Origin of the sequence: Streptomyces rapamycinicus NRRL 5491, from assembly GCF_024298965.1 — a bacterium.
GTDB lineage: Bacteria > Actinomycetota > Actinomycetes > Streptomycetales > Streptomycetaceae > Streptomyces > Streptomyces rapamycinicus.
Genome location: NZ_CP085193.1, coordinates 9,495,453 through 9,509,952, shown reverse-complemented (window position 1 = coordinate 9,509,952; position 14,500 = coordinate 9,495,453). Strand labels below are relative to the sequence as shown.

Annotated in this window: 9 protein-coding genes; 4 read left to right on the top strand and 5 right to left on the bottom strand. The window is 72.2% G+C overall.

Features of this window, described 5'->3' with window-relative positions; translation table 11 throughout:
* Positions 1–77: 77 nt before the first annotated feature.
* Positions 78–1,577: an aldehyde dehydrogenase gene (locus tag LIV37_RS40120; protein ID WP_121824999.1), complete on the bottom strand. Its 1,500-nt coding sequence runs from the start codon at positions 1,575–1,577 to the stop codon at positions 78–80.
* A gap of 285 nt (positions 1,578–1,862) precedes the next feature.
* Between LIV37_RS40120 and hemE the strand changes: the two genes are divergently transcribed.
* A complete protein-coding gene (gene hemE, locus LIV37_RS40115) occupies positions 1,863–2,978 on the top strand; it encodes a uroporphyrinogen decarboxylase (RefSeq protein ID WP_020872764.1) in 1,116 nt (371 codons plus the stop codon).
* Positions 2,979–2,981: 3 nt separating this feature from the next.
* Here the strand turns inward: hemE and LIV37_RS40110 are convergent, their stop codons facing one another.
* Together LIV37_RS40110 and LIV37_RS40105 are read right to left on the bottom strand one after the other, a co-directional pair.
* Positions 2,982–4,289 (bottom strand): cytochrome P450, encoded by a 1,308-nt coding sequence (locus LIV37_RS40110; RefSeq protein ID WP_020872763.1) that lies wholly within the window; start codon positions 4,287–4,289, stop codon positions 2,982–2,984.
* A gap of 1 nt (position 4,290) precedes the next feature.
* Complete coding sequence (locus tag LIV37_RS40105; protein ID WP_020872761.1) at positions 4,291–4,491, bottom strand: ferredoxin; 201 nt, start codon at positions 4,489–4,491, stop codon at positions 4,291–4,293.
* Between the two features lie 459 nt (positions 4,492–4,950).
* Between LIV37_RS40105 and LIV37_RS40100 the strand changes: the two genes are divergently transcribed.
* The 3 genes from LIV37_RS40100 to LIV37_RS40090 all read left to right on the top strand — a co-directional run bounded on the left by LIV37_RS40100 (position 4,951) and on the right by LIV37_RS40090 (position 6,881).
* Positions 4,951–5,259, top strand: coding sequence for a hypothetical protein (locus LIV37_RS40100; RefSeq protein WP_020872762.1), 309 nt, complete (start codon positions 4,951–4,953; stop codon positions 5,257–5,259).
* Positions 5,260–5,407: 148 nt separating this feature from the next.
* Complete coding sequence (locus tag LIV37_RS40095; protein ID WP_020872761.1) at positions 5,408–5,608, top strand: ferredoxin; 201 nt, start codon at positions 5,408–5,410, stop codon at positions 5,606–5,608.
* A gap of 1 nt (position 5,609) precedes the next feature.
* Positions 5,610–6,881, top strand: coding sequence for a cytochrome P450 (locus LIV37_RS40090; RefSeq protein WP_020872760.1), 1,272 nt, complete (start codon positions 5,610–5,612; stop codon positions 6,879–6,881).
* Positions 6,882–7,207: 326 nt separating this feature from the next.
* Here LIV37_RS40090 and LIV37_RS40085 read toward each other — a convergent pair whose 3' ends face one another.
* Both LIV37_RS40085 and LIV37_RS40080 read right to left on the bottom strand, forming a co-directional pair.
* Entirely contained in the window at positions 7,208–13,570 is a 6,363-nt protein-coding gene (locus LIV37_RS40085; protein ID WP_020872759.1) for a type I polyketide synthase, read from the bottom strand.
* Between the two features lie 167 nt (positions 13,571–13,737).
* Complete coding sequence (locus LIV37_RS40080) at positions 13,738–14,184, bottom strand: hypothetical protein (RefSeq protein ID WP_148717753.1); 447 nt, start codon at positions 14,182–14,184, stop codon at positions 13,738–13,740.
* Positions 14,185–14,500: the final 316 nt, after the last annotated feature.

Sequence of the window (14,500 nt, the reverse complement as noted above, 5' to 3'; positions counted from 1 at the left end):
GACGTGCGGCCCGGCCCGCGGGCACGCGGTGGCCGCGTCCGGGCCGGCGAGTGGACGCGGCGTCAGAGCAGGCGCCGTCAGAGGACGGTGTCCTCGTACCCGGCCGGCCGGCCTTCGAGGATCACGGTCTTGGTTTCGAGGTAGGGCAGCAGTCCCTCGCGTCCGCCTTCGCGGCCGATGCCGGACTGCTTGAACCCGCCGAACGCGATGCCGAGGTCGCTGCGCAGCGCGTTGTGTCCGACGGTGCCAGAGCGCAGCTGCCTGGAAACCTCGCGGGCCCGGTTGACGTCGTTGGTGAACACCGCCGCGTTGAGGCCGTAGATGGTGTCGTTGGCGATCCGGATCGCGTCCTGCTCGTCGGCCGCGGGGATGACGGACAGCACGGGGCCGAAGATCTCCTCCTGGGCGATGACCGAGCGGTTGTCGACGTTGCCGAACACGGTGGGCTCGACGTACCAGCCGCGGGTCAGGCCCTTCGGGCGACCGCCGCCGGTGGCCAGCGTGGCCCCTTCCGCGACGCCCTTGGCGATGTACCCCTCGACCCGGTCCCGCTGCCGGCCGGCCGCCAGCGGCCCCATCTGCGAGCGCGGGTCGAACGGGTCCCCGACGCGCACCCGGGAGAACACGCCGACGAGGGCCTCGACCAGTTCGTCGTGCCGCGAGCCGCTGACCACGATCCGGGTCAGCGACGAGCAGACCTGCCCGGTGAGGAAGCACTCGGCCTGGGCGAGGCTGCGCGCGGCCGTGGCGAGGTCCATGTCGTCCAGGACGACGGCGGCGGACTTGCCACCGAGCTCCAGCGTGCAGCGGGCCACGCGCTCGCCGCAGATCGAGGCGATGCGCCGTCCGGTGGCCGTCGACCCGGTGAACGTGATCTTGTCCACCCGCCGGTCGCGCACCAGCAGTTCGGACACCTCGCGGTCCGCGGTGACGACGTTGATCACGCCGGGCGGCAGCCCGGCCGCCGCGGCGGCCTCGGCGAGCAGGTAGCCCTCCCCCGGCGCCTCGGGCGCCGACTTCAGGATCACGGTGCACCCGGCGAGCAGCGCGGGGCCGACCTTGTTGCTGATCATGCCCATCGGGGCGTTCCACGGGATGATCGCACCGACCACGCCGGCCGGCTCACGGACGATCATGCCGAACTGTCCGCCGGCCGTCGGCTTGACCGGCTCCTCGAACGGGAAGGTGCGGGCCAGCGCGGCGTACCGCTTGAAGGCGGCCTCCGCGCCGGTGCCGGCGTTGGCGGCGAAGGTGTGCAGGACACCGGACTCGCGCGGCCAGATCTCGGCGATGTCCTCGCCGCGGAGCCTGAGTTCCGCGCCGATCGCCCGCAGGTACCCGGCCCGCTCGGCCGCTGTCAGGCGCGGCCAGGGTCCTTCGTCGAAGGCCTCCCGCGCCGCCGCGACGGCTCTGGACATGTCGGCTGCCTGCGCCTGCGCGACCCTGAAGTAGAGCTCCTCGGTCGCGGAGTCGATCACGTCGATCACGGCGCCGGACGACGGCACCACCCACTGCCCGCCGATGAAGAAGCGGTCCGTCCGACCGATCGGCGCCTCCGCGCGTACCGCCAGGCTCATCCGGTTCTTCCTCCCGATCGCCGTCTCGACGGCGCTCATGTTCGCGTGCGCCGGGCGGCGCGGAAATGGCGCTCCGCCTGCGATCCGCCACTGCGGGGTAACTGGGACTTCCTTTCCGGGACACGGCCCGTCCGGGGCCTCGACCGGCCACTCGACCTCCCGGCAAACGCCTGCCGGGACGGCCGACTGAGCTCTGCTACGCTGCCACCGGCCCCCTTCCGAGGAGGTCGATTTCTCTACTTGGGCCCCGTGAACGCCCGGGGCGATTCAACAGGATGGAACAGCGTGGACATCGGCGCTCGGGAAGCAGTCGGTCCGAAGCCGGGGTCCGGCAACGTCCAGCCCAAGAAGCTGCTCCTGCGCGCACTCGCGGGAGAGCGGACCGAGCGGCCGCCGGTCTGGCTGATGCGGCAGGCCGGGCGCTACCTGCCCGAGTACCACAAGGTCCGGGACGCGGCCGGGGGCATGGTGGGGCTCTGCACCACGCCCGAGCACGCCGTCGAGGTCACCCTGCAGCCGCTGCGCCGCTTCCCGCTCGACGCCGCCATCGTGTTCGCGGACCTTCCGCAGGTCGCCGCCGCACTGGGCCAGACCCTGGACTACCGGGTCGGCGAGGGGCCGGTGTTGACGCCGCCCGTCCGCTCGACGGAGGACATCGCCGAGTTCCTGAGCATCTCCCGCCTGCACGAGGAACTGGCCCCGATCTACGAGACGGTCGGTCAGCTCACCCGCGCCCTGCCCGCCGAGACGGCCCTGATCGGCTATGCCGGCGCACCGTGGACCATTGCGACCTACATGGTCGAAGGCCGCGGCGGCGCCGCGTCGGAGCACTCCGTCGTCAAGCAGTGGGCGCTGGGCGACCCCGACGGATTCCAGCCCCTGATGGACCTGCTGACGACCGCCGTCACCCAGTTCCTCGGACGTCAGATCGAGGCGGGCGCGGAAGCGGTCCAGTTGTTCGACACCTGGGCCGGGGTACTTCCGGACGTCCTCTTCGACCGCTGGTGTGTCAAGCCGGCCGCCGCCATCATCAGCGCGCTGAAGGCGCAGTACCCGGACGTTCCCGTCATCGCGTTCCCCCGGGGCGCCGGGCTCTCCTACAACGGCTTCGCCGAGGCGACCGGCGCGGACTGCATCGGCCTGGACTCCACGGTTCCCCTCGACTGGGCCGCGCGCACCCTCCAGGGCGGGCTGGGCCGCTGCGTGCAGGGCAACCTCGATCCCCAGCTGCTGATCGCCGGCGGACCCGCGCTCCACGCCGGGACGGAGCGCATCCTGCGCGGCCTGAGCGGGGGGCCGTTCGTGTTCAACCTGGGACACGGCATCGTCAAGACCACGCCCATCGAGCACATCAGCGCCGTCGTCGACCAGGTGCGCGCCTGGAGCACGCCGACGGCGTAGGACCTACTGCGGTCCGCCAGGCGTCGGCTGGGACCGTCGACCGAAGCGGAGCGGAAGGCACACCGGCCCGCGCGCCAGGCGCCCGCCCCAGACCACCGCGGACGCGTCCTCGAGGCTGAAGTCCGGGATGCGCTCGAGCCAGACCTCCAGTGCGACGCGGAGTTCCATGCGGGCCAGGTGGGAGCCCAGGCAGCGGTGGATGCCCAGGCCGAACGCGGCGTGCCGGTTGGCCTCGCGGTCGATGACAACCTCGTCGGCCCGGTCGAACTGGGCGGGGTCGCGGTTGGCGGCCGGGAAGGAGAGCAGGATCCAGTCGTCGGCCTTCATGTCCACGCCACGCCAGTGCATGTCGTCCTTCACGAGCCGGGCCATGGTGACCGGCGTGAAAGCGCGGAGGAACTCCTCCAACGCGGTCGGCAGCAGCTCGGGCTCGGCCACCAGGCGCTCGCGGTCCCGCGGATTCCCCGCCAGGTGCCACAGGGACGAGCCGATCGCCTTGGTCGTCGTACCGATGCCCGCCGCGAAGAGCAGCAGCATCATGCTGATGATGTGGTTCGGGTCGAGCTTGCGGCCGCGGAGCTCCACGTCGAGGAGGTAGCTGATGAGGTCCTCACGCGGGTTCTTGACGTGCTCCTTGATCTCCGCGAGCAGGAAGACGAACATCTTGCTCAGCTGTTCGACGTGCTCGTCCCGCGAGTCGAGGGCCTCCTCGCGGTTGATGTTCGCGATGAGCTCGCGGAACAGTTTCCGGTCCCCCTGCGGGATGCCGAGCAGGTCACCGATGACCTGCTCGGGGACCCGCTGCGCGTACTCCTCGGCCGCCTCGACGACGTCCCGTCCCTCGAAGCCGTCGATGAGGGAGTGGCAGTAGGCCCTCGTGCCGGGCTCGAGCCTGGCGACCGCGGTCTTGGTGAACGCCGGCAGCAGCAGCTTGCGCGCGGCGTGGTGGAACGGCGGGTCGGAGGTGATGGGCGGGAGTTCGCCGATCGGCGCCAGGTCCTGCGGCGGCCGGAAGTTGCCGACGTTCACCGACCGGGAGGAGAAGTGGTCGGTGTCGTAGGCGATCGCCGCGATGTCCTCGTACCGGGTCGGCACCCAGGCGCCGCCGAACCGCTCGGTGTGCGCGATGGGGCACCGCTGCCGCAGGTCGTCCATGATCGGGAAGGGATCGGCGGTCCAGCGCGGATCCAGGTGCGAGAAGTCCGTCGCCCAGTCGGTGACCGGGCCGGAGATGGCCTCACTGCGGATGCTGTGGTGCTGGTCCCGGTTCGGGTCCCGGAAGTCCTTGTTGAAGCGGTCGTCGGCGGTCATCTCACGCCCCCTCCATCACGGTGATCGCCCGCTCCGGACAGCTCGCGACCGCGCGGCGGGCCGCACGCTCGTTGCCCTGCGGCACGGTGCCGTCACCGGGAACGTTGCCGTAGCCCTCGGCGTCCTCGCCGAACACGGCGGGCGCGATGTCGTAGCAGCGGCCGTGTCCCTGGCAGCGCCCGGAGTCGATCTGTACTTCCACAGTGAACCGCCCCCTTGTAGTGAAACCGATCCGCACGCCCGTGCGGCTCGGCGTGCGACGTGCCGGGTGCCGACGCGGTCCATGCTTCCTGGCGCCGAGCGGTCGCAGAAAGGGCGGTCGGCCATTGTCCGGCCATCGCGGGGTAACCGAGTGCCCATCGCGGGGCGGGCCGGCGCACTTGACGACGGCGCCGGCAGGCCGCTCCCGGAGGTGACGGGGCCGCGGTCCGCCCGGCGCTCGGCGGCGTGTGACAGTTACCCCGCAGTGGCCGAGTGATGGCCGACCACCCTTTACGCGACCACGCGGCGCCAGCAAGCATGAGGGCGCGACATGCCTGGCGACGACGAAGAGACGGTGATCCCCGAGGGTCGGCCGGACGCGAGTACACCGCCCTCTGACGACACGTCCGCCTGCTGAAGTGTGTATCCGCGATATACGAAGACGAAAAGGTGACAGTCAATGGGGTATGTGTTCTCGCTGCTTCTCAGCCGGGAGATTACCGAGGACGAGATGACCGCCCTGGCTTGCGGCGGCGCTGCCGACTTCGGCACCGACGTGCTTCCGACCAACGCCGCGGTCACCGTCACGAATATGGACATCGACGACACCGCGTCCCCGACGCTGGCCGATGCCATCGAATCGGCTCTCGCGGCGGTGGCGGAGGTGCCGGACCTCAGCGTCTCCGAGCTCACCGTCCCGCCCCAGCCAGCGGGTGCCGAGGCCGCCGGGGCCGAGGAGCCGGTGGCCGTCGGCGCCGGTACGGACTGAGCGCGGGCCGACCCATCGACGGCGTGTTTCTGCACGGCAACCCTCCGATTCCCGGCCGATCCCGCCGGGTCGGGCGCGGCACCCGGCACGTCGCACGCCGAGCCGCACGGGCGTGCGGATCGGTTTCACTACAAGGGGGCGGTTCACTGTGGAAGTACAGATCGACTCCGGGCGCTGCCAGGGACACGGCCGCTGCTACGACATCGCGCCCGCCGTGTTCGGCGAGGACGCCGAGGGCTACGGCAACGTTCCCGGTGACGGCACCGTGCCGCAGGGCAACGAGCGTGCGGCCCGCCGCGCGGTCGCGAGCTGTCCGGAGCGGGCGATCACCGTGATGGAGGGGGCGTGAGATGACCGCCGACGACCGCTTCAACAAGGACTTCCGCCACACTGACCGGGACCGGTTCCACGTCTCGCGCGGCGAGATCGTCACCGGCCCGGTCACCGACTGGGCGACGGACTTCTCGCACCTGGATCCGCGCTGGACCGCCGATCCCTTCCCGATCATGGACGACCTGCGGCAGCGGTGCCCCATCGCGCACACCGAGCGGTTCGGCGGCGCCTGGGTGCCGACCCGGTACGAGGACATCGCGGCGATCGCCTACGACACCGACCACTTCTCCTCGCTCGGCACCAACCTGAGCGAGTTCCGGCCGCCGCGGGACCTGGCCCCGATCGGCGAAGCGCCGCCCATCACCTCCGACCCGCCGTTCCACCACGCCGCGCGCAAGCTGCTGCTGCCGGCGTTCACCAAGACCGCGGTCGCCAGGCTCGAGCCCGGCACGAGGGCCTACTGCCACTCCCTCATCGACGGCTTCGAGGGACGGGACGTCGTCGACGCCGCCCGCGACTACACACAACAGATCCCGAGCCGGGTCATCGGCGACATGCTCGGCCTGCCGCCGGAGGACAGGCAGCGGTTCCACGAGCTCGCCACCAAGTTGGAGGGCGAGGGCAAGCAATCGCGCGACGAGCGCATCGAACACATGGGCAGGGTGTTCATCTACCTCCTCGCGGAGGTCAACAAGCACGTCGAGCAGCCGCGTGACGACCTCATCAGCTACCTGCTCAACGCGGAGCTCCACGGCCGCAAGCTCGAACCGAACCACGTCATCGGCACCGTCATGCTGCTGCTCATCGCCGGCATCAGCACCACCTACAGCGCCATCGGCTCATCCCTGTGGCACCTGGCGGGGAATCCGCGGGACCGCGAGCGCCTGGTGGCCGAGCCCGAGCTGCTGCCGACCGCGTTGGAGGAGTTCCTCCGCGCTTTCACGCCGGTCACCATGGCCCGGCTCGTGAAGGACGACATGCACTGGCGTGGCGTGGACATGAAGGCCGACGACTGGATCCTGCTCTCCTTCCCGGCCGCCAACCGCGACCCCGCCCAGTTCGACCGGGCCGACGAGGTCGTCATCGACCGCGAGGCCAACCGGCACGCCGCGTTCGGCCTGGGCATCCACCGCTGCCTGGGCTCCCACCTGGCCCGCATGGAACTCCGCGTCGCACTGGAGGTCTGGCTCGAGCGCATCCCGGACTTCAGCCTCCAGAACCCGTCCGCGGTGGCCTGGGGCGGGACCCAGGCCCGCGGACCGAAGACCCTTCGCCTGCGCATCCGCTAGAAGATCACTGAGAATCCCTGGTTCCGGCCCGCGGTGGTGACGCGGGGCCGGACTGTCGTGTGTGCGGGGGAACGGGCCCGGGAGACGGTCGGGCCGCGGTGCGATCCGCGGTGGAGGCCGCGTGCGGGCCGGGCCTGTACGACACCGCGTGCGGCCCCTCTCCACTGGCCGGCTTCCGGCTTCCGGCTTCCGGCAGCGAACGCGGTCGGCCCGTCGGCCCTGGTCGCCGGCCGGGACGTGCCCAGGCCGCCGACCTCGGCATGAAGCGCGGAGGGCGGTCCCGCCACCGGCGGAACCGCCCTCACGCCACGATCTCCAGTGATCTTCTAGCCCACCATGTCCAGCAGGGCCAGCAGGCGGGAGCGGGCGTAGGTGCGCAGCTCGTCATCGACGTCCGCGCCCTTCGCGAGGGCCGTCTCCAGCCGGGCGAACTGGCTGACGATGCCCTCGGCCGGGTCCCCGGCGGATTCCCCGGCATCGGGAGCCGATTCGTCGTCGAACTTTCCCGCGAGGTGCCGGGCGAGTTCGGCCGGTGTCGGGTGGTCGAAGACGAGGGTGGCGGGGAGGGTGAGGCCGGTCTCGGTGGCGAGTCGGTTGCGGAGCTCCAGCGCGGTGAGGGAGTCGATGCCCATGTCGCGAATGCGGCGCTCGGGGTCGATGTCCCCGGGCGTGGCATGGCCCAGCACGACGGCGATGGCTGCCTGGACGGCCTGCAGGACCTCGTGCTCGCGGTCGGCTGGGCTGAGCCCGGCAAGCCGCGTGGCCATCCCACCCCCGGCCGCGACGGCTGCGGCGGCGTTGGGGCGGGCCGGAACACCGGCCGTCAGACCACTCAGCAGGGGGTTGCCGGCGCGGGTCGGCGCGGTCAGATCCAGGCGGGCCGGCATGGGCTGCGGCGTACCCAGCGCGGTAGCGGCGTCGAACAGGGCCAGACCCTGAGCGGTCGTCATGGGCTCGATGCCCCCGCGGCGCAGGCGGGTCAGGGCCAAGCCGTCCAGATGTCCGCTCATCTCCGAGGTCTGGTCCCACAGTCCCCACGCCAACGACTGGCCGGTCAGGTGCCGGTCGCGGCGGTGGACGGCGAGCGCGTCCAGGAACGCGTTCGCGGCGGCGTAGCTGCCCTGCCCCGGGCTGCCCATGACGGCCGCGGCCGAGGAGTACAACACGAACCCGGCCAGGCTCGCGCCCTCGGTCAGCTCGTGCAGGTTCCACGCCGCATCCGCCTTCGCCGCCAGCACCGGCACCATCCGCGCGGGCGTCAACGACTCCACGGTGGCGTCGTCGATCACCCCGGCGGCGTGCACCACCGCGGTCAGCGGACGGAGCGCCGCCACCCGGTCCAGCACCGACGCCAGAGCGGTGCGATCGGCGGCATCACCGGCCTGCACGCGCACTTCCGCACCTGAGCCTGCGAGGTCTGCGGCCAGGCGCGCAGCTCCCGGCGCCGCCGGGCCCCGGCGGGACATCAGCAGCAGGTGCCGCATGCCCCGGGAGCCGGCCAGGTGGCGGGCCAACTCCCCACCCAGGGCCCCTGTCCCGCCCGTGACCAGCACCGTGCCGTGCGGGTCCCACTCGGCCGGGACGTTCACCACGACCTTGCCGATGTGCCGGGCTGCCTGGAGATGGCGCAGCGCCGCCACCGCCTGCGACAGCTCGAAGCACGTCACCGGCGGCGGAGTCAGCGTCCCCGCCTCGAACATCGCCCCGAGTTCGGCCAGCATCTCCGCGACCCGCGGCGCACCGGCGTCCATCGTGTCGAACGCCTGGTACGCCACTCCAGGGTAGGTCTGGGCCACCTGCTCGGGGTCGCGGATGTCGGTCTTGCCCATCTCGACGAACCGGCCACCGCGCGGCAGCAGCCGCAGCGACGCGTCCGTGAACTCCCCGGCCAGCGCGTTGACCACCACGTCCATGCCCTCGCCACCGGTCACGGCCAGGAACCGCTCACAGAAGGCCAGGTCACGGGTGGAGGCGATGTGGCTCTCCTCCACACCCATCGCCCGCAGCGCGTGCTGCTTGGCCGGGCTCGCGGTCGCGAAGACCTCCAAACCCCACGCCTTGGCCAACTGCACCGCAGCCGTACCCACACCACCCGTACCGGCGTGGATGAGCACCCGCTGGCCCGGGCCGGCCTGGGCCAGATCCCGCAACCCGTAGAACGCCGTCAGGAACCCGACCGGCACCCCCGCAGCCTGCTGGAACGACCAACCCCGCGGGATCGGGGCAAGCAGCCGGGCATCCGCCACCCCGACCGGTCCCCACCCCTGCACCAGACCCATCACCGACTGGCCCACCGTCAGACCGCGTACTTCGGGACCGGTCTCCAGGACCACCCCCGCGCCCTCCCCGCCCAGTACCCGCCCGTCATCGACCACACCCAGCCCGTACATCACGTCACGGAAGTTCACCCCGGCCGCACGCAGACCCACCCGGACCTGACCCGCCGACAACTCGACGTCGGCCTTGGGGGCATCAATGACCGCGGCACTGCCCAGGTCACCCGGCCGGGTCACCTCGACCCGCCAGTCCGAACCACCGGGCAACGCCAACTCACCGGCTCCAGCGCCGGCCCGGGCCAACCGCCGCCCGAACACCTCCACACCCCTGTCACCGGAGCTGATGCGGATGTCGGGTTCGCCGGCATCCAGTACCGCGGCCAGCACCGTGTCCACATCGGCGTCGCGACCGGGGTCCACGTCGGCTGACGGGTCGACGTCGACCAGCAGCAGCCGGCCGGGGTGCTCGGTCTGCGCCGAGCGGACCAGACCCGCCACCGCCGCACCGGGGAGGTCCTGGCCGGCTGCCGCGCCCTGGGTCCAGACCACCAACCGCGAATCGTCCGTCCCGGGATCGGCCAGCCACTCCCGCACCCAACCCAGCACCGTCGCGGCAGCCAGCTGAGCCGCCCGCGGCGCCGACGCCCCGGACGGGGCAGCCGGCACCACCGCCACCATCACCGGAGCGACGTCGGACCCGGCCATCTCCCCGTGCCGCGCCCACCGGACCCGGGCGGCCGGGGCCTGCGAGGCCGGCAGCGCGGCCCAGTCCACCGTGAACAGCGACTGCCTGGCCATCCGGCCGAGCCCGCCCAACTGCCCGGACGCAACCTCCCGCAGCACCAACGACCGTGCCTGCAGAACGGGTTCGCCCACAGCGTCGAACGCCGTGACCGCCACCCCACCCGGCCCGGGTGCCAAGACCACGCGCAGGTGGCGGGCACCGCCGGCCAGCAGCCGCACACCCGACCACGCGAACGGCAAACCCGTCCCCCCACCACCGCTGCCGTCGGCGGCGCCGTTGCTGCTGGCGACGACGGCACCGTGCAAACCCGCGTCGAGCAGCGCGGGGTGCAGCCCGAACCCAGCCGGATCGGCCTCCGTACTTTCAGGCAGCTCGACCTCGGCATACACCGTGTCCGCGGCCCGCCACACCTGACGCAACCCCCGGAACACAGGCCCGTACTGATAGCCCCGCCCGGCCAGCCGCTCGTAGGCGTCACCGACCGGAACCGACTCCGCACCCGCCGGGGGCCACGCACCCAACGGAGCCGGAGCCGGCTCACTGTCGACCGGGGCCAGCACGCCGACCGCGTGCAGAGCCCATTCGCCCTCCCCCTCACGGGAGGAGATCGTGACGGTCCGCTGTCCACCGTCGCGGCCGCTGACGCGGACCTGCAACTGCACGCCGCCCTGACCCGACAGCACCAGCGGCTCCTGGAGCGTCAACTCCTCCAGGACCGCGCACCCGGCCAGATCACCGGCATGCATCGCGAGATCCACGAACGCGGTGCCGGGCAGCAACACCACGCCGTGGACGGCGTGATCGGCCAGCCAGGGAGCCGCGGCCAGCGACAACCGACCGGTCAACACCAGCCCGTCACCCTCGGCCAGCCACACCGCCGCCGCCAACAACGCATGCCCGGAACGCTGCTGACCAGCTGAGACGGCATCGCCGCGCCCAGCGACGGCCTTCGGCCAGTAGCGCTCCCGCTGGAACGGATACGTCGGCAGCGCCACCCTCCGGGCCTTGCCCTCGTCGGCGGTCACCGCGGCCCAGTCCACCTCCGCGCCCGCCGCCCAGGCACCGGCCAGTGCGGTCAGCCACCGTCCCCGGCCCCCATCGCCACGCTGCAAACTGGCCGCCGCCTCCAGGTCCTCGCCGCCTTGCGCCACCGCCATACCCAGCACCGGATGCGGACTGACCTCCACGAACACCCGGTGGCCTTCCGCCGCCAGCGCGGCGATGACCTCGCCGAGCCGCACCGGCTCACGCAGGTTCCGATACCAGTACCCGCTGTCCAGCCCGGCCGTGTCCACCACCGCGGCCTCGACCGTGGAGTAGAACGGCACCGAACCGCTGACCGGAGCCAGCCCCGCCAGCTCTCCGGCCAGACGCTCCTTCACCACCTCGGCCTGCGCGGTATGACCCGCGACATCCGTCGCGACCGCTCGGGCGCCCCGCTCGGCATGAGCGTCCGCGAACTGCGCGCACGCGGCCGCGGTCCCGGCCACCACCACCTGCCTCGGGCCGTTGACCGCCGCGACCGACAGGTCCTGGCCCCACCGGGCGATCCACTCCCGCACCTCCTCCAACCCGGCGGGCACCGACACCATCCCACCCGCGCCGGCCAGATGCTCGGCCAGCGCCCGGCTGCGCAGGGCGACCACCCGTGCGCCGTCCTCCAGAGACAGGCCGCCCGCCGCGCACGCTGCGGCGATCTCGCCCTGGCTGGAGCCCACCACGGCGGCGGGCTCCACCCCGGCCGCCCGCCACAACGCGGCCAGGCTCACCATCACCGACCACAAGGCCGGCTGAACGACATCCACCCGCGCCAACAACTCCGCATCGCCCAGCGCCTCACGCAGCCGCCAGGCGACGAACGGCTCCAGGGCCGCCGCGCAGCGCTCCATCGCCGCCGCGAACACCGGCTCCTCGTCCCACAGTTGCAAGCCCATCCCGACCCACTGGCCGCCCTGCCCCGCGAACACGAACACCGGCCGCGCATGTTCTCCGGCCTTCCCGGTCACCGTCCCGGGCGCGTCCTGTCCCTCGGCTGCCGCCGCCAGGCCCGCCAGCAGTTCCTCCCGGTCGCTGCCGGTCACCGCCAGCCGCCGAGGCAGCCCCGTGGCGCGGGTCGTCGCCAGCGAGAACGCCACGTCGTGGACGGTCATCTGCGGGCGGGCGGCGGCGAAGGCCCTCAACTGGCCGGCCCGAGCGGCCAGGGCCGGCCCGGACCGCGCCGACAACACCCACACCGCCGGCCCCGCGGGTGGCTCCGTCCCGGTCTCGGGCTCGTACTCGGCGAGGGCGTCCTGGGGGGGCTGTTCGAGGATGAGGTGGACGTTGGTGCCGCTGATCCCGAACGAGGACACACCGGCCCTGCGCGGACGGGGGCCGGCTTCCCACGGGCGTGCCCGGGTGAGCAGCTCCACCGCCCCGGCCGACCAGTCCACGTGCGAGGACGGGGCATCCACATGCAGCGTCTGCGGCAGCATGCCGTGCCGCATCGCCTGCACCATCTTGATCACGCCCGCCACACCCGCGGCTGCCTGCGTATGGCCGATGTTCGACTTCACCGACCCCAACCACAAAGGCCGACCCTCCGGCCGGTCCTGGCCGTACGTCGCCAACAGCGCCTGCGCCTCGATCGGGTCACCCAGCGCGGTGCCGGTGCCATGTGCCTCCACCACATCGATATCGCCGGGCTGCAACCTGGCGCTCGCCAGCGCCTGGCGGATCACCCGCTGCTGCGAAGGACCGTTGGGCGCCGACAGACCGTTGGACGCCCCGTCCTGGTTGATCGCACTGCCCGCCACGACCGCCAACACCCGGTGCCCAAGCCGGCGAGCGTCGGACAGCCGCTCCAGGACCAGGACGCCGACGCCCTCACCCCACCCCGTGCCGTCAGCCGCCTCCGCGAACGGCTTGCACCGGCCGTCGGTGCCCAGTACCCGCTGCCGCGCGAACTCCGCGAACGCCGACGGGGTGGCCATCACCGTGACCCCGCCGGCAAGCGCGACCCCGCACTCCCCGGACCGCAACGCCTGCGCGGCCAGGTGAATCGCCGTCAGCGACGACGAACACGCCGTGTCCACCGACACCGCCGGACCCTGCAACCCCAAGCAGTACGCCACCCGGCCCGACGCCACACTCGCCATGGTCCCCGTCAGCCCGTAGCCGCCCCCGGCGTCCTGCGCCCCGACCCGGTACCCGGACGTGATGACCCCGGCGTAGACCCCGGTGTCGGTGCCCCGCAACGAAGCCGGATCGATCCCCGCGTCCTCCAGGGCCTCCCAGCACGTCTCCAGCAACAGCCGCTGCTGCGGATCCGTCCCCAACGCCTCACGCGGACTGATCCCGAAGAACTCCGCATCGAAATCACCCGCCCCGGCAAGGAATCCGCCCACCCGGGCAAAGCCTGGGGCCGCGGCACCGGGACCAGGGTCGGGCGTGCCCGCCACGTCCCACCCCCGGTCGGCGGGGAACCCCGACATCGTGTCGGCTCCCTCGGCGAGCAGTCTCCAGAAGTCCTCCGGGCTCTCCGCCCCGCCCGGGAACCGGCAACCCATCCCCACGATGGCCACCGGCTCGCGCATGCTCTCCTCAAGCCTGCGCAGTCGGCTCTGGAGCTGCCGGCCGTCGTTAATGGCCCGCTTCAGGTAGTCGCGGAGCTTGTCTACCTCGGACATGGTCACTCCTTGTTCCCGGCGGTTGGTTCAGTATGTTTCGAACGCTTGCTCGACCAGCCTGTACAGATCCTCGTCGGCGGCCGATGCCGCCGCGGCAGCAGTGGGACGGCCGGGAACGCCGGCCGTCGGACCACTCGGCAACGGAGACACCACTCCCCCGGCGCGGGTCAGTGCCGCCAGGTCCGAACGAGCCGGAACCACCACCGGCGCACCCACCACGGCAGCGCCTCGGACAGCACCGGGCCCTGCTCCGTCGTCAACGGGTGAACGCCACCGCGACGCAGGCGCGACAGACCCGCACCCTCCAGGTGCCCGGTCATCCCTGAGGCCTGGTCCCGCAGCCCCCACGCCTGCGACCGGCCGACCAGGCACCGATCGCGGCGGCAACCGGCCGGCGCGTCCAGGAACGTGTTCGCGGCGGGGCAACTCCCCTGGTCCGCACCGCTCATGGCAGCCGCGGCCGAGGAACACCACCCCCGATACACCACCCCGGGGTGGGACTCGGCGACCTGCGCGACATCGCGGATGTCCGTCCTGCCCATCGCGACGAACCGACCACCGCGCGGCGACAACGCCAACGACGCGTCCGTGAACTCCCCTGCCAGGGCATTCACGACCGCGTCCATCCCCTCACCACCGGTCACGGCCAGGAACCGCTCACAGAAGGCCAGATCACGGGTCGAGGCACCACACTGTCTCCGATCAGCCGCACCCCTGCTGGATGCCTACGTCGTCCGGTCTGCCATGAGGGGAAGGTAGCCATCGAGGGTCACCGCCCGGAATGACACCGCTCCACCACGCGCCCATCCGGAGGCAATCAGGTTGCCAGCGGCACTGACGAGGTCTCCGCGGGTCACCGACGCCGACGTCCCGGGCTGACCCGCGGCGTCGACGGTCGGGTGGCGCCGAGGGACCGGGCGGGCTCCTCCA